We start from the raw sequence: 24603 nt of genomic DNA, 5'->3' as shown, positions 1-24603 counted from the left end.
GGGACGCCGTCCGGAATCCTATGTCAGGTGCGGAACACTAGAGTTTTCGACATCCCCAAGGCTATCTTGGAGCGTCTCGCTTTCATAAGAATAGACACCTTTTGAGTATTCAAGCTGCTTAATACTCTGAGCATCGGCTTTCTTGAGATCTTGCGCACCAAAACGAATGTAAACGTCACCTGAAGTAGAACGCTTAATATCTGGAGTTCGACTCACCTCTATCTTTAGGACGTAACCACTTCGTCCATCGGACTCAATAAAAACAACAGAAACAAAGTCCCCAATTGGAAAAATCTTGGAAGCTATATCGAGGATCGCATTGGCATCCTCTAGCTTCTGGAAACCATCCCAAGTACGATCGTCTTCTATTCCGACAAACACTTCGCCGCCATCGGTGTTCGCAAAAGACGCCAATGTCTTTGATAACTTGGCAGGGGATATTCTCTTAGACTTGAAGTCAATCCTCTGGCCTTCGACTTGCTGCAGCAAAAAGTCGATGGAACTGGAATATACCTTTTCAACTGCGACCATTTCTCACCCATCCATCTTAAGCGCCGAAATAAACGCCTCCTGCGGGATCTCCACCTTGCCGAACTGGCGCATCTTCTTCTTGCCGGCCTTCTGCTTGTCCAGCAGCTTGCGTTTGCGCGTCGCGTCGCCGCCGTAGCATTTCGCCGTCACGTCCTTGCGCATCGCACTCAACGTCTCTCGCGCAATGACCCGCGCGCCAATCGCCGCCTGAATCGGAATCTTGAACATGTGCCGCGGGATCAGTTCTTTGAGCTTTTCCACCATCGCCCGGCCCCGGGCCTCTGCCCGGTCGCGGTGGACCATCATCGACAGCGCGTCGACCGGCTCCTCGTTGACCAGAATAGACATCTTGACCAGAAAATCCTCACGGTATTCAGAAATCACATAGTCAAAGCTGGCATAGCCCTTGGTCACCGATTTCAGCCGGTCGTAGAAGTCGAACACCACTTCGGCCAACGGCAGGTCATAGACCACCATCGCGCGCGAGCCTGCATAGGACAGGTCCAGCTGAATGCCGCGCCGGTCCTGACACAGTTTCAGGATATCGCCAAGGTATTCGTCGGGCACCATGATGGTGGCCTTGATGCGCGGCTCGGTGATGTGGTCGATATAGGTCAGGTCGGGCATGTCGGCGGGGTTGTGCAGATCGCGGATCTCGCCATCCTTCATGTGCAGCTTGAACACCACGCTTGGCGCGGTGGTTATCAGGTCAAGGTCATACTCCCGCTCCAGCCGGTCGCGGATGACCTCAAGGTGCAACAGGCCAAGGAACCCGCAGCGGAAGCCAAAGCCAAGCGCGGCAGAGGTTTCCATCTCGGAACTGAATGACGCGTCGTTCAGTTGCAGCTTTTCAATCGCATCGCGCAGGTCTTCAAAATCCGCCGCATCCACCGGGAACAGCCCGCAGAACACCACCGGCTGCGCGGGTTTGAAGCCCGGAAGGGCCGTCTCGCAGCCCTTTTTCTCTGACGTGATGGTATCGCCCACCCGGGTGTCGCGCACCTGCTTGATCGACCCGGTCCAGATGCCGATCTCGCCCGGCCCCAATTCGTCAATGTCCACCATCTGCGGTTTCAGCACCGCCAGCTTGTCAACGCCGTAAACCGCATTGGTCTGCATCATCTTGATGCGGTCGCCCTTGCGGATTACCCCGTCGATGACGCGGATCATGACCACCACGCCCAGGTAGCTGTCGTACCACGAATCCACCAGCATCGCCTTCAACGGCGCATTGCGGTCGCCCTTGGGCGCGGGCAGCCGGGTGACAATCGCCTCCAGCACATCGGGAATACCCAGACCCGACTTGGCCGAGATGTTGATGGCATTCGACGCATCCAGCCCGATCACATCCTCGATCTGCGCCTTCACCCGTTCAGGCTCTGCCGCTGGCAGGTCGATCTTGTTCAGCACCGGCACAATCTCGTGCCCCGCATCCAGCGCCTGATAGACGTTGGCCAGCGTCTGCGCCTCCACGCCTTGGGACGCATCCACCACCAGCAAAGACCCCTCAACGGCCCGCATCGACCGCGACACCTCATAGGCAAAGTCAACATGGCCGGGGGTGTCGATCAGGTTCAGGATGTAGGTCTTGCCATCCTTGGCCGGATATTCGATCCGCACCGTGTTGGCCTTGATCGTGATGCCACGTTCCCGCTCGATATCCATACTGTCGAGCATCTGCGCCTTCATGTCGCGCGCAGCCACCGTGCCGGTCAATTGAATGAGCCGGTCGGCGAGGGTGGATTTTCCGTGGTCGATATGGGCCACGATCGAGAAATTGCGGATGAGGTCAAGCTGGGTCATGCGCGGCATATAGCTTGGAAATATGGGGCCGGGAAGGGGGATGCGGCGTTTGCCGTCCGGTGGCGGCGCATTGCATGGCTCGCGGCACCTTCGCCGCGATGATTCTGGGGCGCAGGCCCGGGTGGGGCAGCGCGCGCGCGGGCCTGTGGTGCCGGGCATTGCCAGCCCGCGCCTTTCCCGGCGCCCGATCTGGTGTGCGGTGCCGGGGCGACCGCAAGCTGTGCCCCGCGTCGGCAATCCACCGCCCAGCGGCAGCGCGGCATTGAAATTGCTGCCGCGAATCGGCATGATCGGTGCCAGAAAACGACCAGTGGCGGAGGGTCCTCCCCGTCCCCGGCAATGAGGCAGATGATCATGATGAAACCTGTGGCCCTGGCAGCCTGCGCTGCCGTTCTCCTCTCCCTTTCAAGCGGGCTTGCCCTTGCCGGACCGATCGAGCGCGCCTGCCTCGGTTCCGACCGCAAGGCCGCCAACCGCGCGGTCTGCGCCTGCGTGCAGCAGGTCGCCGACATGACCCTGCGCGGCGGCGACCAGCGCAAGGCGGCCGCTTTCTTCAAAGACCCCGAGCGCGCCCAGAAGGTCCGCATGTCAAAATCTGACAACGACAATGATTTCTGGCGCCGCTACAAGGCCTTCGGCCAACAGGCCGAGGCTTACTGCGCCCGCTGATCCTTACCGGACCGGCCCGCCCTGACCTCCGCGCCCCTTCGGGGGCACGGGGTGCCTTGCCGGGCTCCGATGATGGCCCCGGCCTGACAGCCCGCCCAAGGCTCACGGCGCGCCCGGTCATCCCGGCAGGAAACCTCAACCTCTCATCGCAGAACAGAAAAAGCCCGCCGCGCAATCCTGCGGGCGGGCCTATCGTGTCGCGTCAGACAAGATCAGGCGGCGGCCTGGGCCTTTGCGATGTCTTTCTTGATCTTCAGTGCGGTGCCAGACAGTTCGGCATCCTTGGCCTTGGCCAGAAACGCATCCAGACCACCGCGATGGTCAACCGTGCGCAGCGCAGCGGCCGTGATCCGCAGCTTGAACGACTGGCCAAGCGTGTCCGAGATCAGGGTCACATCATTGAGATTGGGCAGAAACCGGCGACGCGACTTGTTGTTCGCATGGCTGATGGTGTTACCGGTCATCGGGCCAACGCCCGAGAGTTCGCAGACGCGCGACATCGTCGTAATCCTTCAAGTCAACGCCACCAGGGCGTAAGGTGCATAAACAACAAGGCCTGCGCAGGCGCGACCTCGAATTCGATGGCTGCGTTTACGCGCGATCTCCCCCCTCGTCAAGCGATTCACCCCTTGCCTGCGCAGGAATTGGGGCACCACCCCAAACCCGGAGCGGAGCGCACGTCCGAGGCGGTTGGCCGCAGGCCAGAGCCGAGACAAAAACAACGCGGCGCAGCCGCTCAACTGCTTCACGTCCCGCGGGGCTTGGCGCGCAGGGTGGGGTCGGCAGCGGTAGGGTCTTCGGGCCAGGGGTGGCGCGGGTACTGGCCGCGCATGTCGCGGCGCACATCCGCATAGCTGTTGGCCCAGAAACCGGGCAGGTCCAGCGTCACCTGCACCGGATGCCGCCCGGGCGACAGCAGGGTGATGCGCAGCGCCAGCTGCCGGGGGCCGACCGTGGGGTGACGCGTCACGCCGAACAGCTCTTGCAGGCGCAGCTCGATCGCCGGGTGGTCGCCGTCATAGTCGATGGGCACCTTGCGGCCCAAGGGCGTCTCAAAACTGCCCGGCACCTGCGCATCGGTCTGCGCCATCCGGTCCCAGCCGATCAGCGCCCGCAAGGGTTCGGTCAGGTCCAGCGCGCGCAGCTCGGCCTCGATCCGCTTGCCGGCCAGATGCGGCAGCAGCCAGTCCTCACCGCTGGCCAGCAGGGCAGCATCATCCAACTCGGGCCAGTCATCACTCCGCGCCAGCCGCAGCCGCGCACGCAACCGGCGGGCACTCGCCGTCCACGGCAGTCCGATCTGACGCAGCCCGTCCAGCGCGGCCCGCGCAAGCGCTTCGGGCGCGGCGTCGGGCCAGGGCCGCTCGGCCAGCACCAGCGCGCCAAAGCGTTCCTGCCGGCGCGCCAGCACCTTGCCGTCGCGGCGCGACCATTCGCAGAGATCGGCCCAAGCGATCTGATCCGCAAAAAGCGCCCGCAGCTCACTCTCGGCAATCGCCACCGCCTGCCGCACCTGCGCCTCGCGCGGGTCGCCGTCCAGATCGGTGGCCACGATCAGCCGCGCACTGGAAAGCGGCTGGCCCGCCGCCATCGCCGCCCCCTTGCCGCCCGACAGCACCCAGCGCGGGGCATCGCCCGCACGGCGCAGGCCAATGCGGTCGGGGTAGGCAAGCGCCGCCATCTGTGCGGGCGACAGGTCCGGCCTCTGCGCCGCAGGCACCATGCGCGCCAGACGGCGCGCCTCCACCCGGATGCGCTCGATGGTGGGCCGGTGCGCGCCCTCGGGCGGCTTGTCGATGGCCTTCAAGCGCGCCAGCAGGTCGGCCCCTGCCCCGCGCAGCGGATCACGCTCGGCCAGCAGCGCCGCCAGCGGTGCCGCCCGTGGCCCCGCCACCACCAGCATATGCGCCAGCCGCGGGTGCAGCGGCAGCGCCACCAGCGCGCGGCCATGCGCCGTGATGCCGCCCCCCGCCTCCAGCGCCCCCAAGCCCTGCAGCAAAGCCTGCGCCTCGGCCAGCACGCCCGGATGCGGCAGGGTCAGGAACGGCAGGTCCGCCGCCCCCCACAGCGCCAGTTCCAGCGCCAGCGGCGTCAGATCCGCCGCCTCGATCTCGGCAGGCGGAAACGCCGCCATGCCGCCCTCTTCGCCGCGCGTCCACAGCCGGTAGCACACCCCCGGCGCCACCCGCCCTGCCCGGCCCCGGCGCTGTTCCGCCTCGGCCTTCGTCACCCGTTCGGTCACCAGCCGCGACATGCCCGAGGGCGGGTCAAACCGCGCCCGCCGCGCCCGGCCCCCATCCACCACCACCCGCACCCCCGGAATGGTCAGCGAGGTCTCCGCAATCGACGTGGCCAGCACCAGCTTGCGCCCCGCCGCCGGGGCAAGCGCCGCCTGCTGCGCCGCAAACTCCATCGCGCCGAACAGCGGGCGGATGGTCAGTCCCGGCACCCCCTGCAGCTGCGCCTCGACCCGGCGGATCTCGCCCTCGCCGGGCAGAAAGGCCAGCACATCGCCCTCCGGCACCTCCTCCAGTGCCTGTCGGATCAGCCCCGCCACCGCCGCCTCGTACCGCATCGACGCATCCGGCGGGCGCGGCAGCCAGCGCGTCTCCACCTCAAACGCCCGCCCCTCGGACGTGATCAGCGGCGCATCCCCCATCAGCGCCGCCACCGGCGCGGCATCCAGCGTAGCCGACATCACCAGAAGTTGCAGGTCAGGCCGCAGCGCGCCCCTGATCTCCAGCGCCAAAGCCAGCCCCAGATCGGCCTGCAATGACCGCTCGTGAAATTCATCATAGATCACCAGCCCCACACCGGGCAATTCGGCGTCCGACTGGATCATCCGCGTCAAAATGCCTTCGGTCACCACCTCGATCCGCGTGGCGGCACTCACCTTCGACTCGCCCCGGATGCGGTACCCCACCGTCTGGCCCAAAGCCTCCCCCAGCGTCTCCGCCATCCGGGCCGCGGCGGCGCGGGTGGCCAGGCGGCGCGGCTCCAGCATCAGGATGCGCCCCGTTACCTGCGCCAGCAGCGCCAGCGGCACACGCGTGGTCTTGCCCGCACCGGGGGGTGCCTGCAGCACCGCCATGCCGCGCGCGGCAAGCGCGGCCTGCACCTCGGGGATCACCGCGTCAATAGGAAGGGCTGTGGGGGCAATCGCGTCTGACATGATCCGGGGTTAGGCGCAGCGGCGGCGCAGATCAAGGGGGGCGGGCGCAGATCATCGATCTGGCAACAGCGCAGGCAGAAACGCTGCGCAGGCTGGCACAGCCCCAGAGGATAGGGCATGAAGGGCAGCATCGAGCAGTTGTGACGGGTGGACGCGCCGATGGAGATGACTGAACTGGCCATGGCGGTGATCGCGGGCGACCGCCGGGCACTTGCCAGGGCCGTCACCCGGGTGGAAAGCACCCGGCCCGATCACCGCACGCAAGCCGTGGAACTGGTGGCGCAGGCCCGCGCCGCGGGGCGACAGGCACTGCGCATCGGGTTGTCGGGCACACCGGGCGTGGGCAAGTCCACCTTCATTGAGGCCTTCGGCATGATGCTGGTGGCGCAGGGGCTGCGCGTTGCGGTGCTGGCGGTCGACCCGTCCTCGGCCCGGTCGGGCGGCTCCATCCTTGGTGACAAGACCCGGATGGAACGGCTCAGCCGCGAACCCGCCGCCTTCATCCGCCCCTCGCCCAGTCAGGCGCAGATGGGCGGCGTGGCGCGGCGCACGCGCGAGGCGGTGGCGCTGTGCGAGGCGGCGGGGTTCGACGTGGTGCTGGTCGAAACTGTGGGCGTCGGCCAGTCTGAAACCGTGGTGGCCGAGATCTGCGATCTGTTCATCCTGCTCCTGGCCCCGGCGGGCGGCGATGAGTTGCAGGGCGTCAAGCGCGGCATCATGGAAATGGCCGACATGATTCTGGTGAACAAGGCCGATGGCGACCTGAAACCCGCCGCGATGCGCACCCGCGCCGATTATGCCGGTGCCCTGCACCTGCTGCGCCGCCGCCCGCAAGACCCCGAGGGCTTTCCCAAGGCGGTCTGCGTGTCGGCGGTGGAAAACGACGGGCTGGCCGAGGCCTGGGTCGACATGCAGGCGCTGGCCGGGTGGCGGCGCGAACACGGCCATTGGCACAGCCGCCGCGCCCATCAGGCCCGGCACTGGTTTGGCGAAGAGGTGCGGCGCGGTCTGCTGTCGGTGCTGGACCGCGAACCTGCAAAGGGGTCAATGGCGGCACTGGGCGCACAGGTCGAGGCCGGAGAGCTGTCGCCCGAGGCCGCAGCCGTGCAGATGCTGGCCCTTTTGGGCCGGCACTGACGTCATGACGTAAGCCATACGCAAACCAGACGCAGTCCAGACGTGAACCATGCACCGGATCTGACGGTGTTGTAGCGAAGCTGCGACGGTCCGCCCCGGCAAGCCATGCACCCGCTGCATAACGGCTTTGGCCAATCGGCGGATTGTGCAGGCGCAGCATAAGCCCCATGTTGAAGTCAACGGAAAGGGCGGATGGGCCGCCTTGTCCGATCCGAAGATGATGAAAAGGAAACGATCATGGCTTACTCGAACACGCAGACAATTGCCGGCTTTCACGTTGGCGGATGGATGGGCGATGTTCTGGCCAAGTGGACTGTGGCCCGCGAACGTCGCGCGGTCTATCTGCAAACCCTGAACGAATTGTCGGCCATGTCCGACCGCGATCTGGCCGACATCAACGTCGCCCGCGTGTCGATCGAAGACATCGCACGCGAAGCCGCCTACGGGAAATAATCCCGTATCTGCGGTGACTTACAGATACGCTGCGAAAGTGGCACCAGCCTCCTGAAGGCGCTTCCTCCTCCCTGCGCCAACAGGCTTTGCGGCGAACCGGTCCTCCCCCGGTTCGCCGCTTTCTTTTGATTTGCACCTTGCGCCCCGCGGCACCGTTAGCGCTGACACAAACTGTGAACCCCCGGGGGCTTTCCCCGCCCCCGCCCCCGGTTTACGCAAAGTCGCAATAAAGGGAGAGTTCGTATGACCATGGCAGAGGCAAAACGTGCCCGTTGGGCAGTGGCGATGATGTTTGCCGCAGCAGGCTTTGTCATGGGGGCCTGGGCCCCGCAGATCCCGCTGCTGCTCCCGCGCCATCAGATCACCGAATTTACCCTTGGATTACTTATACTTGTGCTGGGCGTAGGCGCGGTGGCGGCGATGCTGTTCACCGGCCGGCTGATCGGGCGCTTCGGATCAGTGGCGGTGCTGCGCGGCTTTGCCCTGTCCTCGGCAGCGGCCTTGCCGGTGGTGGTATTTTCCCCGTCTCTTCCGATACTCGTTCCGGCGATGGCGCTACTTGGCGCGCTGATCGGCAGCATGGATGTGGCGATGAACGCCAATGCGGTCGAGGTCGAACGGCGGCTGGGCCGGGCGATCATGTCCTCCAGCCACGGGTTCTGGAGCCTTGGTGGTTTCGTCGGCGGTTTCGCCGGGGCATGGGTGATTTCCCGCTGGGGGGCCGAGGTGCAGGCCGGGCTGGTGGCGCTGCTGACGGCGGCTATGGCACTGGCAGTAATGCCCTTTTTGCGCGGCGAGGCCCCAGCCCCGGTGGCCCCGGCCGTGCCGGGCGAAAAGACTGTGCTGCTGCCGCGCGCGGCAGGCCTGTGGCTCCTGGGGGCGCTTGCGCTGTTTTCCATGGTGCCCGAAGGCGCGGTATTGGATTGGGCGGCGATCTATCTGCAAAAGGACATGGGGTCGGATGTGTTCCGGTCTGGCCTTGGCTTTGCGTTCTTTGCCGGGGCGATGGCGATCATGCGCTTTGCAGGGGATGGGGTGCGCAACCGCTTTGGCGCGGTGCTGACCTTGCAGGTGTCGGGTCTGCTGGCGGCGGCGGGCATGATGCTGGCGGCACTGGCCCCCACAGATACCCTTGCAATTGCAGCGTTTTTCATCACCGGGCTTGGCGTGGCCAATATGGTGCCGATCCTGTTTTCCGCCGCCGGAAACTACCCCGGCATCCCCTCTGGCACTGCAATTTCGACGGTGACGATGGTGGGCTATGCGGGCATTCTGGTGGCCCCGGCCAGCATCGGCTTTGTCGCCGAAGCCATCGGTTTCCGCGTCACCTATGCCGTGCTGTCGGTGCTCCTGATCGTGGTCGCCGTGCTGGCAGGCCGCACATCGGGCGCAGATGAGGTCCAGGCGGTGCTGGAACCTGGCCCGCCCGCAAGGCGGCCTGACACAGGCACATCGGCGATGGGCGCTTGAACAGCCCGCGTATCAGGATATGTGCAACGCATGACGCATGATCTTGCCCGCCGCGACCGCCTGCCGCCCGACCTTGTGACCCTGCTGGCCGACTGGCCGCGTGCGGGGTGGTCGGATGTGCCGGGGTTCGAGGGGCTTTCGGCCTTCTGGCTGGACCGCCATCTGGGCTTTCGCGACCTGATGTCGGGCCTGCGGCTCGATGCGGAACACATGTCAGGCGGGCGCATCGACCCGCAGCGCTGGCAGGGCCGCTTGCTGCGTGGCGGCGAGCAGTTGGTGCAGGGGCTGATCGGACATCATCAGATTGAAGATGCAAGCTATTTCCCGGCCATGGTCAAGCTGGAGCCACGCCTTGCGCGCGGGTTCGAGCTCTTGGACAGCGACCACCACGCGCTGGATGGCTTGCTGGATGGCTTTGTATCCTCGGCCAACGATGCCCTGCAGGCCACCGATGCGCGTGAGGCGGCATTGGCCTTTCACGCCAGCCTTGCACCGTTCGAGCGTCAGCTGATCCGGCATCTGGAGGATGAGGAGGATCTGATCATCCCCGTCATCCTGAAACACCAGATGGGGTAGCACAGGCGCGCCGCCCGCCCCATCCGTAGGGCGGGGTTCACCCCGCCTTACCCTCCCGGTCCGGAAGAAACGCTATTTCCCCAGACACCAGCGCATGATCGCCTTTTGCGCATGCAGCCGGTTTTCCGCCTCGTCAAAGATCACCGAATGCGGGCCGTCCATCACGGCGCTGCTCGCCTCATCGTTGCGATGCGCGGGCAGGCAATGCATGAACAGACTGTCGGGCTTGGCCTTTGCCATCAGCGCCTCGTTCACCTGATAGCCGCGCAACTGGTTGTGGCGGCGTTCCTTGGCCGACTCAGGGTCGTGCATGGACACCCAGGTATCGGTGACCACCAGATCGGCACCCATGACGGCCGTGTGCGGATCGCGCTCGATCTGCACGTCCGAGCCTTTGGCGCGGGCGAACTGGACGAACTTCGGCTCCGGGTCGAGTGTTTCCGGCCCGGTGAAGGTGAAATCAAAGCCGAACTGCCCGGCAGCGTGCAGAAAAGACGCGCACACATTGTTGCCGTCACCGGCCCAGACCACCTTTTTGCCGGCAATCGGGCCGCGAAACTCCTCGTAGGTCATCACATCGGCCATGATCTGGCACGGGTGCGTGCGGTTGGTCAGGCCGTTGATCACCGGCACGGTGGCGTGTTCGGCCATCTCCAGCAGCGTCGCTTCCTCGAACGTGCGGATCATGATCAGATCGACATAGCGCGACAGCACGCGGGCGGTATCGGCGATGGTTTCGCCATGGCCCAGCTGCATTTCCTTGCCCGACAGCACCATGGTCTGCCCGCCCATCTGCCGCACGCCGACATCAAAGGACACCCGGGTGCGGGTCGATGGCTTTTCAAAGATCAGCGCCACCATGTGACCGGCCAGCGGCTGATCATCATCGGGCGCACCGCGCGGACGCCCCAAGCGGGCAGATTTCATCGCATGGGCGGAATCGATCATGGACCGCAGTTCGGTGGCGTCGGTGGTGTGGATATCGAGGAAGTGTTTCATGTCATTTCGTTGTTTTGGCGGAGATCTCCGGGGGCGCTGCCCCCGGGACCCCCGGGATACTCAGGGACTGAAAAAGCCAATCAGAGCGCGCTTTCGAGATCGGTGGCGGTGGCGTCGAGGCGGGAGAGGGCTTCGGTGATGTCTGCCTCGGGAATGTTCAACGCGGGCAGCAGGCGCAGCACATTGTCGGCGGCGGCGACGGTGAGGATGTGGCGGCTGTACCCGGCCTTCACCACATCGGTGTTGGGCACCACGCATTTCAGGCCGAGGATCAGGCCTTGGCCGCGCACCGCCTCGAACACCCGTGGGTGGTTGGCGACCAGACCTTCAAGCCCTTGGCGGAAGTGCGCTGCCTTCTGGCTGACTGCATCGAGGAAAGCCGGGTCGGAGACGATTTCGGTGACCTTTGCGCCAATGGCGCAGCCCAACGGGTTGCCGCCATAGGTGGACCCATGGCTGCCCGCACCCATGCCCGATGCGGCGCGTTCGGTGGCCAGCACCGCGCCCAGCGGAAAGCCGCCACCGATGCCCTTGGCGACCATCATGATATCCGGCGTTACACCCGCCCATTCATGCGCAAAAAGCTTACCGGTGCGGCCCATGCCGCATTGCACTTCATCAAAGATCAACAGCGTGCCGGTGCTGTCGCACAGGTCGCGCAAGCCTTTCAGGCATTGGTCAGGCACCACGCGGATGCCGCCCTCACCCTGAATGGGCTCGATGATCACCGCGCAGGTCTGGTCGGTGATCGCAGCACGGATTGCATCGTGGTCGGCCCATTTCACTTGCGTGAAGCCCGGCATCAGCGGGCCATAGCCCTTGACCATCTTTTCCGACCCTGCCGCCGCAATCGCCCCGGTCGACCGGCCATGAAATGCGCCTTCAACGGCGATGATCTGCGTGCGTTCGGGCTGGCCCGCCTCATGATGGTGTTTGCGCGCCATCTTGATCGCCAGCTCAGCCGCCTCGGTCCCCGAATTGGTGAAGAACACCGTATCGGCAAAGGTGCGGTCCACCAGCAGCTCGGCCAGATGCTCCTGTTCCGGGATGCGGTAGATGTTGGACACGTGCCACAGCTTCTGCCCCTGCGCCGTCAGCGTCTCGACCAGTGCCGGATGGGCATGGCCCAGAGCGTTCACAGCGATGCCCGCCCCCAGGTCAAGGTATCGGCTGCCGTCTTCGGACATAAGCCAGCTGCCACTGCCAGAGACAAAGGCAAGGGGGGCGCGGTTGTAGGTGGGAAGGACGGCAGAAATCATGGCACATGCCTTTCGGGGTCTGGCGGAACCGGAACGATGGGTCTTCCCTGAACGAAGGGGGAAGCCAAGCCGTAGCGGGGGACCGCAGGGGGTGTCAATCTGGGGAATGGCCCTGTGCGCCGGGCCATGCGTAACCATTCGCTCAGAAGCGTCGGGGACGTCGGATAAGGGCGTGCCGTCTGGTCATCTGGTGTCGATAGGCGAAGATGTGCGGTCTGTAAACGGAAAACTGGCGGGCCGAGTGACCGGGGCCGCTTGATCTTCGCCCTGCCTGCTTGTATCCCGTGCCGTCGCGGTTAGTATGCGCGGCAGATGACCATTCGACAGCCCAATAGCGGAGATCACCATGTCCTGGACGGATGAGCGGGTTGAAACGCTCAAGAAGATGTGGGCCGAAGGCCAGTCGGCCAGCCAGATCGCCAAGGAGCTGGGCGGTGTCACGCGCAACGCGGTGATTGGCAAGGTGCACCGTCTGGGCCTGTCGAACCGCGTGGGCGGCGGCAAGGATGAGGCCGAGGAAGAGGCACCCGTGGTGGCGGCCAAGCCCGAACCCGTGTCCAGACCCGTGCCCGAGCAGCGGCCCGAACCGGTGGCCGCAGCCCCGCGCCCGGCCCCCGAGCGCCCTGCTGCCGCGCCTGCTGCCCCGTCGAATGTGACGCCCTTGCCGATCCGCAAGGCGATCATCCCGGCGGGCCAGCCGCTGCCGCCGCAGCCTTCCGCCAATGAGATCAGCCCCGAAGTTCTTGCCTCGGTACGCGAGGTGGAAAAGCACGCCAAGCGCCTGACGCTGATGGAACTGACAGAACGCACCTGCAAATGGCCGATCGGCGACCCGGCCACCGATGATTTTTGGTTCTGCGGCCTGCCCAGCCTGCCCGGAAAACCCTATTGCGAGGCCCATGTCGGCGTGGCCTTCCAGCCGATGAGCGCACGGCGCGACCGCCGCCGCTGATCATTGGCCGGGGCGGGCAAAACTCGCCGCTCTGCCGTAAGACAAGGACCCTTGCCGGATGCAGGACGTTCCTGCGGCGCGCAGCCCCGCCGGAAGCGTTGCTGCAAGGCTAGGGTGCCAAAGCCGCAGATATGACAAGACGCCGCCGTTCCGCAGTCTGCTGTCAAGGATCGGTACAGGATCGCCCAGCCCTGCGGGGCGATCCTGTGTCGCGTATGGACCGCGAATGGACAGCTTTAGCGCTGTTCTTTGACCCCCGCCTGTCGGCGTCGGGCGTGTTTTCCTGTGCGTCCTGCCACAATCTTGCGACCGGCGGCGATGACAACATGGAAACCAGTGTCGGCCACGGCTGGCAAAAGGGGCCACGCAATTCGCCCACTGTGCTGAACGAGGCTCAGTTCTGGGATGGCCGCGCTGACGACCTTGCCGCACAGGCCAAAGGCCCGATTCAGGCCGGTGTCGAAATGGCCAATACGCCCGAGCAGGTGGAGGTCACGCTGAAGTCCATGCCGCAATATGTGGCATGGTTCGGCAACGCCTTTCCGGGTGAGGACGATCCGGTGAACTTCGACAACATGGCCAAGGCGATCGAGGCGTTTGAGGCCACGCTGATCACCCCGGCACCGTTCGATGCCTGGTTGAACGGTGACGACAACGCGATGACCGCAAAGGCCAAGGCCGGGCTGACCCTGTTCATGGACAAGGGATGTTCGTCATGCCACTCGGGGGGCAACATTGGCGGGCATGGTTACTATCCCTTTGGCCTGATCGAGAAACCCGGGGCAGAGATCCTGCCTCCGGGCGACAAGGGGCGCTTTGCCGTCACCGCCACGGTGGATGACGAATATGTGTTCCGCGCCTCGCCACTGCGCAATGTCGCGCTGACCGCACCCTATTTCCATTCGGGCAAGGTCTGGGATCTGGCAGTTGTGGTCGAGGTCATGGCCGAAAGCCAGCTGGGAGCGCAATTGGCACCCGAGGAAACAGTGCAGCTTGTGGCGTTTCTGGACAGTCTGACCGGCACGTTGCCGCCGGTTACCCTGCCGGTGCTGCCCGCAGAGACGGCAGAGACGCCGCGCCCTTCGTCAGAGGTGAAGTAAGCCGCAGCGGATGACAGTACAGGCGGCCTTCGGGCCGCCTGTTTCAGTTGCCGCCCAGCAAACGCTGGAACAGCCGCCCCGCCTCGGCATTAATTGCTTCCTCCGCGCGGCGGCGCGCGGCGTCTTCCAGGCTTTCGCCGTCCTGACGCTGAATGCCCAGCTCTTGCTCGGCCCGGCGCTCCAGCTCGGCCTTTGCCCGCGCCTCGGCCTCTTTCGCCTGATCCTCAAAGCGTTCGCGGGCCAGCGCCTCCAGATCAAGCCGGAACCGCGGGCTGGCCCAGGGACCGGTGATCAGCAAGGGCACCATCACGCCGCCGGTGCCATCGACCGCCGCAAGGGCCACGGGCCGCAGGCGGTAATCCAGCGTGCGCGCACCAAGGTTGACCGCGCCGCTCCCTGTGGCGGTGACGTATGGCGCGCGGAAAGAGAGATCGTTGTTTGAAAGGATGCCGTTCGCGATTCCGAAACTTCCGGTGACGGTGTCGAAAATCGTCCGCTGCCCTTCGCCGACATAGCCCGCATCCAGCGTGCGCAGCATGCCCGCGACATCAAGGCCGCGCAATTCGCCTTTGCCGAGGCTGAGGCTGCCTGACCCCGACAGGCTGCGCATGATCGCATCAACCGACCCGCCGACGCCAAGGAATTTCAGCCGCAGGTCACCCGTGCCGATCAGCCGGTCATAATCGCCAAGATCCGACAAAAGCGGCTGCATCGCCAGACCGGCCAGCGCCAGATCGCCGCCCACCGACAGGCCAGAGCGGCCGTTGATCACGAACTGCCCGCTGACATTGCCCTGATAGGCCGCAATCTGGCGCAGATCGAACACGGCACGGGCGCGGTCAATCGTGGTGACAACCCGCGTGGTGCCCAGCCGCAGCGTGCCCAGATCGACGCTGTCCGCTGTCAGGGCAATCGAGGCATCGATCAGGGCAAGTGCCGAGACGTCGATGGGGGCGGTTGACCAGCCGTCTGGCGCGGCCCTGCCGCCCCCGCCGCCGCCCGCAGTGCCCCCGATGACGGTCGCCAGAGACAAGGCCCCAGCAGACACCTGCGCCGACAGGTTGGGCCGGTCGCCTGCTGTCGTCAGGTCGGCATCCAGCCGCAACCGGTTGTCATCAAGGCGAAGTGCGCCGCCGCGCAGATGCACCGACCCCGCATCGGTCAGCGTCAGTTGCCCAGTCACATCCACCCGCCCGGCACCAAGCCCCGGCGGCAGGGCGGGCCGGTCCACGCCCGCCAGCCGGGTACTGGCAGACAAGTCCCCCAGCGTGGCGGTCAGATCGCCCTCAATGCCAAAGGGCTGCCACCCCCCGCGCCCCGCAAGCCGGAGGGCGGCGTCCCCTGTGGTAAGCTCCAGCTCAAGCCCGACCGGCCTGCCATCCAGAAAAGGTGCGAATTGTGCAATTTTCAGACCGGACTCGAAGGGCTGACCATTCAAAATTGCATTAAAAGAGATATCGGCCGGTCCCTGAAAATCCGGTATCCGCGCTTCGCCAGAGAGCGCGGTCAGCACCACCCTGCGCCCCGAGCCGTGATCGACATAAGTAACGCGACCATCGGTCACCTTGGCCAGATCTAGCGTGAACGGCGTGCCCTCACCGGCCATCCCGGGTGCTGCGCTGCCACCGCCTGCGCCGCCGAACACCCAGTTTTCGCGCCCGTCACGCGCCCGTTCCAGGGCAAGTTGCAAGCCCTGCGCCGAAATGCCGGTGATCCGGACATCGCCGCCGATCAGCGCCGCCATATCCAGCGAGATGCTCAGGCCTTCGGCGCGCAGCATGTCGCCCTCAACGCCCCAATCGGCATTCGACACCGTGACTGGCCCGGTCTGCACCCCAAGCGTGGGAAAGAACGTGGGCCGCACCGCGCCTTCGATCACCAGCCGGCGCCCGGTCACTTCGGCAAAGCGCTCGACTGCGAGGGCCGCGATCCGGTCTGATGGGATCATCACCACGGCGGCGACCGCAAGGAACACCAGCAAGGACAAGGCCAGAACAGAGCGGATCACCCAACGCATGACAACGGCCTTCCCTACGGATTTGCTGCGATTCTACGCGCCCATGCCCCCGCCTTGCAACCAGATCGGCAGGTCGTCTCAGTTCACGCTCACCGGGCGTGATCGCATGCGGGCCACGGTTTCCCGCTCGGCCCGTTTGCACAGATTGGGCGGCAGACCCTTGTCAAGCAGCGCCAGATCCTGCCAGACCATCTCGCCCATCCGCTGGAATGCCACATCCAGCGCCCCCGCCCGGTGCGCCGACAACAGGAACCCCGGCAGGCGACGCACCGGGTGATCGGCGGCCAGCGGCTCGTCGGAAAACACGTCCGACGCGGCCCGGATGTGCCCCGAGGCAACTGCCGCCATCAGCGCCGGAAAATCCACCACATCGGCGCGGCTGAGCAGGATGAAGGCCGCGCCTGCCCGCATCGAGGCAAAGGCATCGGCCCCCAGAAACCCCCGGTTTTCTGATGTAACCGCAGCGGTGACGAACACCACATCAGACCCCGCCATCAGCTGATCAAGCGATGCGGGCTCTGCCCCCGCCTCGATGATCCGCGCCTCTGGCAGCCAAGGGTCGTGAATACGCAGCCGGGGGCGAAAACCCTGCAGCACCCGCGCAACGGCCCGGCCCAGATCACCAAAGCCGATGATCCCGACATCTGCCCCGGTCAGCAGCCGCGCGCCCGCATTGCCCGCCCCGCCCCAGGCCTCAAGCCCGGCGCGGAAATCGGCATCGGCCCCGTGGATGTTGCGCAAAAGCGACAGGGCAAAGCCCAGCCCGATCTCGGCCACGGGTTCGGCAAACACCGCGCCCGTGGTCACCACATGGATGCCGCGCGCAAACACCTGATCATAGGGCATGTTGTTGATCAGGTTGGATTCCACATTGAAAATACAGCGCAGGCTGCTCAGCCGCACCAAGGTGCCCGCATCCAGCGGTGGCTGCCCGATGATATAGCGCGCCTGCGCCAGCACCGCATCGGGCAGGCCCGGCAGCGCTTCATCCGTGGTTTCAACCAACTGGTAGCGTGCCCGCAACTCTGCCAGCCGCGCGGGCGTGAAAATCAGCTCCAGCGTGCGCGGCAACGGGCAGCACAGCACCAAGGGCCGTTCCGGGTCTTGCATGCTCTTTCCTCCCCTTTTGGCACACCTTTTCGCGACCGGGGTGAAACCGCAAGGCCCTTGAACGCGCGGCCTAATGGGCCAAGGACAGAACCTGACCGAAAGGCGGCGCGGGTGCGTCGCCCCGCAGGCCCCAGATCACCGGCAGGGCGCGCGGCGGGGGGCCGAACGGGCCGTCAAGATCGGTCAGCACCACCACAACCGAGGCGTTCAGCGCCGTGGCTGCCGCAAGCGGTGGGGCAAAATCGGTGCCACCGCCGCGCGGCCAGTCCAGGCCCCCAATCTGGCTTTGCCAGCGGACCGGGTCCAGCCGGGTTTGCCAGCGGACCGCATCATCAAAGGCGATCAGGTGGATTTCGGCGGCAACGCGGCGGGCGACGCCGGTGACCTCGGACAAAAAACGCTGCAAGAGCGGGCCTTCGACCGAACCGGAGGCGTCGATGGCAAGTGCCACGCGCGGCACATCGACAGACCTTCGGGTGCCAGGGCGGAAACCGGGGGTGGGGGCACCGGTGCTGCGGGCAAGGGCCTCGGCGGCAATCCAGTCCCGCGCCGGGCGGTGGTGGGTCTGCATCAGGCCGGGCAGCAGGGCGCGCATCATCAGGCGGCGCAGCACATGTTCCCACGGTGTTCGCGGCGGGGCGAGGTCGGCGAGGCGGTGGCCGAAGACACCGATGCCGCGCCCGGCCGTGCGCCCCGCCTCCAGCGCCCGGGTCAAGTGCTGACGCCAGAGCGCGGCCTGATCGGTGCTATCGGGGCTGTCGGCATCGGGGGTGGCGCGGGCGAGGTCGGGGGCGAAGCCCGCGCGCTGCGCCAGTTGGTGCGCAAGGTCGGCGGGCGTCGGGCTGTCGCCGCCCTGCCCTTTCGGCCCTTTGCCCTTGCGCTTGCCTTCGCCCGGATCGGTCAGGCGCAGGTAAAGCCGGTCGACATCCCATTCCGTCAGGGAGGCAGCGGTGTAGGGCAGCCCCAGCGCCTGTTCCAGCAGGTCGCGCAGGGTGAGGGCGGGGCGCGGCAGCGCATAGTGGGCGGCCAGCAGGGCATCGTTGATCAGCGCATCGGCGGCGATACCGTAGAGCGCCTCGTCAAAACCCTGCCCCAGCCGGGCGGCCATTGCACCCATGCGGGGCCCATGGCGCAGCGCAACATGCAAAATATGGTGCGCTGCGAGGCCCGCCTGTTCATGCGGTGCAAGGGTCTCGAACCCCGGACCGTAGAGGATGATGGTGCCGGTCGTCCGCGCCGGGGGGCCATCCACTGTATCGCGATGCGCGCACCATAGGGAAAGCGCCCCCATTGCCGGGTCATCACTGGCCAGCCGCACCAGTGCGGGTCTTGCCCGCTCGGAATGGGGGCCTGACGGTATCACCGCCCAGCCGTGGCGCGGGCTTTGGCATAGTCCTGCCAGTCGGGTGAAGCGGCAAAGGCCCCCTCCCACCCCCGCGCCAACGCCTTTTGCAGCAACAGCTCGAACCCATGGGTGCAAAGTTCTGCCAATGGCAGGGCGCGCAGGGTGGGGTCGTCGCGGTGGTGGTGCAGCTGGCCGACGCCCGCCATCAACGCGATGACAGGGGTTATCGTGGTGTCTTCGGCAGCACCGATCAGCGCATAGGTCAGCGCGGTCAGTCCGTGCAAGGATGCAGGATAGAGCGGCCAGCGATCATCGGGCCGGGCCGCGATCATCTCATCCACCCTCACGCTGGCGGCGATATCGGCCAGCACCAGCGCGAATTCCGCCGCCGGGGCCTCTCCCACAGTGCCCGCGATCATCACGTCGCGCAGGCGGCGGTCAGGGACTGAGTGCACAATCGCGCTGACCCGCGCCCAAGACCGCGGGGTGCAGGCGATCAGCTGGCCACGTTGCAGAGTGTCTGCGGTGGTTTCCAGCAGGTCTGGCCGGGCGCGCAGGAAGGCGGGGATGGCGGGGTGCAGGCGTTGTGGCAAGGCGTAGTTTTCCACCCAGTCCTGCGCTGTGGCGCGCAGCGACAGGTGGATCAGCCGGTCGGACAGGGCGGTGCCCATCTCATAGGCGATGGCCCCATCCTCCGGCCCGTTGCCAGCGGCGACCACAAAGCAGTTGTCGGGCAGCAGGTGCCGCCCGATCCGACGTTCCTGCAGCAGGCCATAGACCGTGGGTTGCAGTGCCGGGGGAGCGGCAGTCAGTTCGTCCAGAAACAGAACCGAAGGCTGGGCAGGATCATCGGGCAGGTCTTCGGGGCGATACCAGACGGTGCGTTGTGCGGCGTGGTCGTAATACGGCAGCCCGCGCAGATCCTGCGGCTCGATCGTGGTCAGACGCAGGTCGAACAGCCGAGCACCGATGCGGGTGGCAAGGGCCTGCACAATCTCGGTCTTGCCGATACCGGGGCGGCCGTGCAGCATCCATGATGCAGTGAGGCCGCCTGCCACTTGCGTCTGCCACCCGTGCCAGAGCACGGCTGCGGCCTCGCCGGTGGTGACCGGCATGGTGTTGACGGACATGATCTTTCCCCCTTTGTGCAGACATAGGGGGGCGGCGGGCTCCGGCAAGCGCGCGTGCTCAGCGCTGGAAGGTCATTGGCAAGCTGAAGGAATAGCTGGCATCGGTCAGGCCCACCGGGGCAGCGGGCAAGCGGGCCGACTGCACCGCCCGCACAGCCGCCTGATCGAGCGCCGCATTGCCGGAGGAATTGGTGATGCCCACCCCCGTAAGCGTGCCGGAGCGGCTGACGGTCAGCCGCACGGTGACGGTGCCAGCGGCCCCGCGGGCAGCGGTGGGATAGGATTTTCGCCGCTCGATCCGGCTCCGGATGGTGGCCCCCCAGCTGGCCTTGAGATCGTTTTGCTGCGCCGCGGACCTTGTGGCCGCCTGTGCGCTGCCGCTGTCACCGGCCTGCGCCCCGCCGCCGCTGCCTGCGGCGCGTTGCGCGGCCTGCCCGGCAGAAGGTGTTTGGGGAGCGGGTTTTGCTGCGGCTTTCGGTGCCTCGGCCTCTGGCTTTGGCGCGGGGTCGGGTTTGGCAAGATCAACCGGTCTGGGTTTGGGCCGTAGCTCGGGCACCGGTTCCAGCTCTGGTTTCGGTTCAGGGGGTGGCGGCAGGCTGACATCAGCGCGCAGCGGGGCCTCGGCCATTTGCGGCAGGGCCACGGCTTGGGGCGCAGGCATTTGGGGCGGCGCAGGTTCTGCAACCGGGGTCAGCGGGGCGAACGTGTCGGGCCGAACGGGCGGGGTCAGTTCGGCCACCGGTTCGGGGTCCGGCGTGGGCGGGCGGTCCCATTCGGTGATCAGGTCTGCCAGCGTGGCATCGGCGGCTTGCAGCGAGACGAGACCCGTGCCCGCTGCCCCGGCAGGCATCGCCCCCGCCTGCGGCGTGCGGATGGCAAAGAGCGCGACATGCAGAAAAAGGGCCAGGGCGATGGCCAGACCGGCTTGCAGACGCGCGCTCATGGCATTGACCCCGGTTGGGCCACCAGTTCGATCTGCGCGAAGCCAAGCGGGACGAGGCGCGGCAGGATCTGCGCCAGACGCGCCGCTGGCAGGGCGGTATCTGCGCGCAGGGTCAGACGCGTCGGATCTGTCGCGCAATCGGTGACGGCGCAGTGGCCGGTGCGGGCAGCTTCAATGGCGGCAAGGGCCGGATCATCCAGCAGGTCACGACAGCCAAGCTGGCCCTTGGCGCTGATGAACAGGGTGAAATCGCCCTGCGCCTCGACCTCGGCCTGGGCTTCGGGCGGGGTGACGGCAAAGGGTTCGGGCGGGGTCAGCCGGGCAGAGATCAGGAAGAAGATCAGCAGCAGGAAGACCACGTTGATCATCGGCTTCAGGTTGGGCCGCCTGCGCGGACGGTCTGTCGCAAAGGAGATCATTCGGCGGCGCGGCGGACAGTGTGGCCAATGTCGGGCACCGCACGCGCACCGTGCAGGATGCGGGTCGCCGAATCCTCCATGTCACGGCGCAAGCCGTCGACCACGCTTTCAAACCATGTCAGCGCGACCGAGGCCGGGATCGCCGCCGCCATCCCGGCGGCGGTGGTCAGAATCGCCTCCCAGATGCCACCGGCAAGAGCGGCCGGGTCGGCGCGCGGCCCGGCCTCTTGCAAGGCCTGAAAGGCGGCGATCATGCCGGTGACTGTGCCCAGAAGACCCAAAAGCGGGCCGATGGTGGCGGCCAGTTCCAGCCCGCGCAATCCGGTGCGGGCCCGCGCCAGCAGGCTGCGCGCGACGCGGCCGGTTTCCGCCTCGGCCCCGGCCTGGTCCAGCGCGGGGTTCGTCGCGGATTGCATCGCGGCAAGCGCCAGACGGGCGCGGAGTGACTGCCGGTTAGCCAGTGCCGCCATCGCCGCATCGGTCTGGCCCGCCGCCCACATCTCCAGCGCGCGGGCGGTGTGGCCGCCGCCCGACCATGCGCCAAAGGACAGCAGGCGCATCACCTTCTACAGGATCAGCGCTACGGTCAGCACCGACAGCACCGCAATGGCCCACATGGCAGGGCCGCCCATTGCGATGAAGCTGAGCATCTCCCCGAGAGACTGCGAAAACGGCAATGCTGCTGTGGCGGCCTGGTTTTCCATGGCGTCTCACTTGGTCTGGTTAAGACGGATCTGGGTGAGAGGTATGCCTGCCCGGTCTGCGCCCTCGCATCGGTCATTCCGCCGGTGGATTCAATTGGGTTTTTTCTGCTTTGCATCATAGCCCGCCCAGCAAGGGCGGGTGCAAGGGCACATCAGAAATCGGTCGGCGCGCCGCCCTCTTGCTTGCGGCGGGCGACGAACCGGGTCAGTTCTTCGCGGGCGGTGTGGTCCATGTCAGGCGGTTCGAATTCAGCCAGGATCTGTTTGTAGATCCGGTGGGCGCGTTCCGGGGTCCAATGGCTGCCGTCCGCCTGCCACGCCTCATAATTGCGCCAGTCGCTGGCGAAGGGGGCGTAGAACGCGGTCTGATAGCGGTCTTGCGTGTGCTGGCAGCCGAAGTAATGGCCGCCCGCCCCCACCTCGCGGATGGCATCAAGGGCGATGTCATCGGGGCTCGTGGCGAAGGTTGCCTCCTCAAAGTAGCGCTGGATCATCTGCAGCACTTCGCAATCCATCACGAATTTCTCAGGCGACGCGATCAGCCCGCCCTCCAGCCAGCCCGCCGCGTGATAGACAAGGTTGGTGCGCGACTGCACGGCGGCCCAAAGGCTGTTCGATGTTTCCCACATCGACTGGCCATCGGGCACGTTTGCCGCACAAACGCCCGAGGACCGCAGCGGCAGGCCGTAGAACCGCACCAACTGACCGGTCATTTGCGTCGCCCGCATGTATTCCGGTGTGCCAAAGGCGGGGGCACCAGATTTCATGTCAACGTTGCTGGTAAAGGTGCCGATTGCAACCGGGCAGCCGGGGGCGATGTATTGCAGCAGGGCAATGGCAGCCAATGCTTCGGCAAGGCTCAGCGCCACCGCGCCCGCCATGGTGACGGGTGCCATCGCCCCCGCCAGCGTGAAGGGGGTCACGATCACCGGCTGGCCGCGCCGGGCCATGCGCATGGCACCGTCCAGCATGGGGTAATCATGCTTCAACGGGCTGACCGAGTTGATATTGGTGAACATGCGCGGGCTGGCGTCGAACTCCGATGGCGACAGACCAGCGGCGATGCGCACCATCTCCATCACATCCTCGACCCGCTCTGCCCCCAGCGAATAGGCGTGCACCACCTTGTCGGTCAGGGTCAGCTGGTCATGCAGACAGTCCAGATGCCGCACGCTTGCATGCACATCGACCGGCTCCACCGGATAGCCGCCATTCAGGTGGATGCAGTTGAAATACTGGGTCAGTTTGGTGAATTCGCGAAACGTTGCCATATCGCCCGAGCGTTTGCCGCGTTCCAGATCCCAGGCGTTGGGCGGCGAGGAGACATTGCCGAACAACATATGCTTGCCGCCCATGATCACCCGCCGCGCAACGTTGCGCGGGGAGATGGCAAAGCTGTCCGGCGCATGGGTCAGCATTTCCATCACGAACGACTCATCCATGCGGACATTGGTGCCGGTGACGATGCAGCCTGCCCTGCGCAGGATCTCTGCCGCTTCGGGGTTCAGGAATTCGATGCCGATGTCGGACAGGATGGTCATGGCACCCCGATGTATGCGCTGGACGCCATCTGCATCCAGCGGCTCAGTCGGGCGGTCGGGGTTGACCGGGATGCGCCAGGGCATCTGGTCGATCACGGCAGACCCCGCGCGGGCCTTGTTGCCGGCCCGGCCTCCGGCCCGGCGTTTGCGATCCTGAACGTCAGTCATCCCGCCTCCTTTGGCCCGTCCGGGCCGCGTGATGGCAGGATGGACGAAAGCAGGACAGGGCGCGCCATTCACCGGCGACGTGAATGCGTCGTTTTCAGGCCGCGTGCCGGGCCAGCCAGCCGGTCAGCGCCCCGATATCGGGCAAAACCACGTCGGCATGCGGGGCAAGATCATCTTCGGTGGCAATGCCGGTCAGAACAGCGATGCACACCATGCCCGCCGCGCGCCCGGCATGCAGATCATGCAGGCTGTCGCCCACCATGGCGATACGGGCCGGATTCAGCCCGGTCTGGCGTGCAAAGGCCAGACACATGCCGGGGCCGGGCTTGGCGCCGTGACCGGAATCGTAACCGGCGATGAAATCGAACAGCTCGGTCAGGTCATGCGCGGCCAGATGCGCGCGGGCCGGCACTTCGGTGTCATTGGTGGCAAGTCCGATGCGCAGCCCGCTGGCGCGCAGGGATTCGAGCAGCGGACGCAGCGGCACGGCGGGCACCATCACTGCATGGGCGGCGGCGGCATTGATCTGCTGCGCGATCCCGGCCTCGGTCTGGCCGGGCAGATGCGGGGCAAGGGCTGCGGCAATGTCGGCGGCGGTGGCCGCAATCACCGGGCTGTCGGGCGCGAAGGTTTTCGTGGGCATGTCATACCCGATGGCGCGGGCCATGACCGTTGCATGCTGCGCATCGCGGGCCAAGGTCTGCAGCAGCGTTTCGGCCCAGCCGCCCCAGCTGCGGCGGAAATCGAACAATGTGCCGTCCTTGTCGAAGATCACGCCGTCAATCATGCTGCCGGTCCTTTGCCTTTAGGTGTCATGTCCAATGCAGCGCCTCGCCCCCGGGAAGGGCGGCGCGGGCCCGCATCGGCGCGTCATAGCGCAGGCCGGCGGCATCGCAAAAGGCCACAATCCACGCATCATCCATCAGCAGAAAGTCCAGCACCGAGCCCAGAAACTCCGGTTCCGTCGCGCGGCTGCCCAGTTCGTCTGAAGAAAGCCCGGTAGAGCCCATGAAGACCGGCAGCAACTCTTCGTGACCAGCCAGCCAGGCCAGAGCCTGCAAAGCCAGTGTTTCGGCGGATTCTTGCTGGGACAAACCGGTGTTCC

General features: G+C 65.9%; 24 protein-coding genes. 7 read left to right on the top strand and 17 right to left on the bottom strand.

What is annotated here, in order from left to right; all coding sequences use genetic code 11:
* Positions 1-18: 18 nt before the first annotated feature.
* Positions 19-531 (bottom strand): AlbA family DNA-binding domain-containing protein, encoded by a 513-nt coding sequence (locus EEB11_RS16090; protein ID WP_135433064.1) that lies wholly within the window; start codon positions 529-531, stop codon positions 19-21.
* Between the two features lie 3 nt (positions 532-534).
* Positions 535-2334: a translation elongation factor 4 gene (gene lepA, locus EEB11_RS16085; RefSeq protein ID WP_210114914.1), complete on the bottom strand. Its 1800-nt coding sequence runs from the start codon at positions 2332-2334 to the stop codon at positions 535-537.
* A gap of 357 nt (positions 2335-2691) precedes the next feature.
* Between lepA and EEB11_RS16080 the strand changes: the two genes are divergently transcribed.
* The gene (locus tag EEB11_RS16080) at positions 2692-3003 is read left to right on the top strand and encodes a hypothetical protein (RefSeq protein ID WP_135433092.1); all 312 of its coding nucleotides are present in this window, start codon (positions 2692-2694) and stop codon (positions 3001-3003) included.
* A 212-nt stretch (positions 3004-3215) separates the two neighbouring features.
* Here EEB11_RS16080 and rpmB read toward each other — a convergent pair whose 3' ends face one another.
* Both rpmB and hrpB read right to left on the bottom strand, forming a co-directional pair.
* The gene (gene rpmB, locus EEB11_RS16075; RefSeq protein WP_135433060.1) at positions 3216-3503 is read right to left on the bottom strand and encodes a 50S ribosomal protein L28; all 288 of its coding nucleotides are present in this window, start codon (positions 3501-3503) and stop codon (positions 3216-3218) included.
* Between the two features lie 245 nt (positions 3504-3748).
* Entirely contained in the window at positions 3749-6175 is a 2427-nt protein-coding gene (hrpB, locus tag EEB11_RS16070; protein WP_135433058.1) for an ATP-dependent helicase HrpB, read from the bottom strand.
* Between the two features lie 159 nt (positions 6176-6334).
* Between hrpB and meaB the strand changes: the two genes are divergently transcribed.
* The 4 genes from meaB to EEB11_RS16050 all read left to right on the top strand — a co-directional run bounded on the left by meaB (position 6335) and on the right by EEB11_RS16050 (position 9811).
* On the top strand, positions 6335-7312 hold the full coding sequence (meaB, locus tag EEB11_RS16065; protein ID WP_135433056.1) for a methylmalonyl Co-A mutase-associated GTPase MeaB: 978 nt from the start codon (positions 6335-6337) through the stop codon (positions 7310-7312).
* A gap of 237 nt (positions 7313-7549) precedes the next feature.
* The gene (locus EEB11_RS16060; protein ID WP_245298948.1) at positions 7550-7765 is read left to right on the top strand and encodes a DUF1127 domain-containing protein; all 216 of its coding nucleotides are present in this window, start codon (positions 7550-7552) and stop codon (positions 7763-7765) included.
* Between the two features lie 243 nt (positions 7766-8008).
* Entirely contained in the window at positions 8009-9235 is a 1227-nt protein-coding gene (locus tag EEB11_RS16055) for an MFS transporter (protein ID WP_210134442.1), read from the top strand.
* 30 nt (positions 9236-9265) lie between these two features.
* Entirely contained in the window at positions 9266-9811 is a 546-nt protein-coding gene (locus EEB11_RS16050; RefSeq protein ID WP_135433054.1) for a hemerythrin domain-containing protein, read from the top strand.
* Positions 9812-9883: 72 nt separating this feature from the next.
* Here the strand turns inward: EEB11_RS16050 and argF are convergent, their stop codons facing one another.
* Complete coding sequence (gene argF, locus EEB11_RS16045) at positions 9884-10810, bottom strand: ornithine carbamoyltransferase (protein ID WP_135433052.1); 927 nt, start codon at positions 10808-10810, stop codon at positions 9884-9886.
* An 80-nt stretch (positions 10811-10890) separates the two neighbouring features.
* On the bottom strand, positions 10891-12069 hold the full coding sequence (locus EEB11_RS16040) for an aspartate aminotransferase family protein (RefSeq protein ID WP_135433050.1): 1179 nt from the start codon (positions 12067-12069) through the stop codon (positions 10891-10893).
* A 346-nt stretch (positions 12070-12415) separates the two neighbouring features.
* On the opposite strand from EEB11_RS16040, the gene EEB11_RS16035 reads away from it, so the two are divergent.
* Both EEB11_RS16035 and EEB11_RS16030 read left to right on the top strand, forming a co-directional pair.
* Positions 12416-13021 carry a GcrA family cell cycle regulator gene (locus EEB11_RS16035; protein WP_135433048.1) on the top strand — a complete coding sequence of 202 codons (606 nt, stop codon included), beginning with the start codon at positions 12416-12418 and terminating at the stop codon, positions 13019-13021.
* 131 nt (positions 13022-13152) lie between these two features.
* Complete coding sequence (locus EEB11_RS16030; RefSeq protein ID WP_135433046.1) at positions 13153-14121, top strand: cytochrome-c peroxidase; 969 nt, start codon at positions 13153-13155, stop codon at positions 14119-14121.
* Positions 14122-14164: 43 nt separating this feature from the next.
* On the opposite strand, the gene EEB11_RS16025 is transcribed toward EEB11_RS16030, so the two are convergent.
* The 11 genes from EEB11_RS16025 to EEB11_RS15980 all read right to left on the bottom strand — a co-directional run bounded on the left by EEB11_RS16025 (position 14165) and on the right by EEB11_RS15980 (position 24592).
* A complete protein-coding gene (locus tag EEB11_RS16025; protein ID WP_135433044.1) occupies positions 14165-16138 on the bottom strand; it encodes an AsmA family protein in 1974 nt (657 codons plus the stop codon).
* 78 nt (positions 16139-16216) lie between these two features.
* The gene (locus tag EEB11_RS16020; RefSeq protein WP_135433042.1) at positions 16217-17248 is read right to left on the bottom strand and encodes a hydroxyacid dehydrogenase; all 1032 of its coding nucleotides are present in this window, start codon (positions 17246-17248) and stop codon (positions 16217-16219) included.
* Between the two features lie 70 nt (positions 17249-17318).
* Entirely contained in the window at positions 17319-18611 is a 1293-nt protein-coding gene (locus EEB11_RS16015; protein ID WP_280950283.1) for a vWA domain-containing protein, read from the bottom strand.
* Entirely contained in the window at positions 18608-19723 is a 1116-nt protein-coding gene (locus EEB11_RS16010) for an ATP-binding protein (RefSeq protein WP_135433038.1), read from the bottom strand. The genes EEB11_RS16015 and EEB11_RS16010 overlap by 4 nt, the downstream gene beginning before the upstream one ends.
* 58 nt (positions 19724-19781) lie before the next feature.
* The gene (locus EEB11_RS16005; protein WP_135433036.1) at positions 19782-20666 is read right to left on the bottom strand and encodes an energy transducer TonB; all 885 of its coding nucleotides are present in this window, start codon (positions 20664-20666) and stop codon (positions 19782-19784) included.
* Entirely contained in the window at positions 20663-21085 is a 423-nt protein-coding gene (locus EEB11_RS16000; protein WP_135433034.1) for an ExbD/TolR family protein, read from the bottom strand. The genes EEB11_RS16005 and EEB11_RS16000 overlap by 4 nt, the downstream gene beginning before the upstream one ends.
* Entirely contained in the window at positions 21082-21645 is a 564-nt protein-coding gene (locus EEB11_RS15995) for a MotA/TolQ/ExbB proton channel family protein (RefSeq protein ID WP_245298947.1), read from the bottom strand. Before EEB11_RS15995 ends, EEB11_RS16000 begins: the two co-directional genes overlap by 4 nt.
* A 6-nt stretch (positions 21646-21651) precedes the next feature.
* Positions 21652-21789 carry a hypothetical protein gene (locus tag EEB11_RS20045; protein ID WP_245298946.1) on the bottom strand — a complete coding sequence of 46 codons (138 nt, stop codon included), beginning with the start codon at positions 21787-21789 and terminating at the stop codon, positions 21652-21654.
* A gap of 152 nt (positions 21790-21941) precedes the next feature.
* Entirely contained in the window at positions 21942-23498 is a 1557-nt protein-coding gene (locus EEB11_RS15990) for a trimethylamine methyltransferase family protein (protein WP_135433032.1), read from the bottom strand.
* A 94-nt stretch (positions 23499-23592) separates the two neighbouring features.
* Entirely contained in the window at positions 23593-24285 is a 693-nt protein-coding gene (locus EEB11_RS15985) for an HAD family hydrolase (RefSeq protein WP_135433030.1), read from the bottom strand.
* A gap of 25 nt (positions 24286-24310) precedes the next feature.
* Positions 24311-24592, bottom strand: coding sequence for a DUF3572 domain-containing protein (locus EEB11_RS15980; RefSeq protein WP_135433028.1), 282 nt, complete (start codon positions 24590-24592; stop codon positions 24311-24313).
* Positions 24593-24603 lie beyond the last annotated feature (11 nt).

It is taken from the genome of Pseudotabrizicola sediminis (assembly GCF_004745575.1).
In the GTDB taxonomy this organism is placed as follows: domain Bacteria; phylum Pseudomonadota; class Alphaproteobacteria; order Rhodobacterales; family Rhodobacteraceae; genus Pseudotabrizicola; species Pseudotabrizicola sediminis.
Note: the sequence above shows the minus strand (reverse complement) of the source record. Positions and strands in the feature narration are given on the sequence as shown.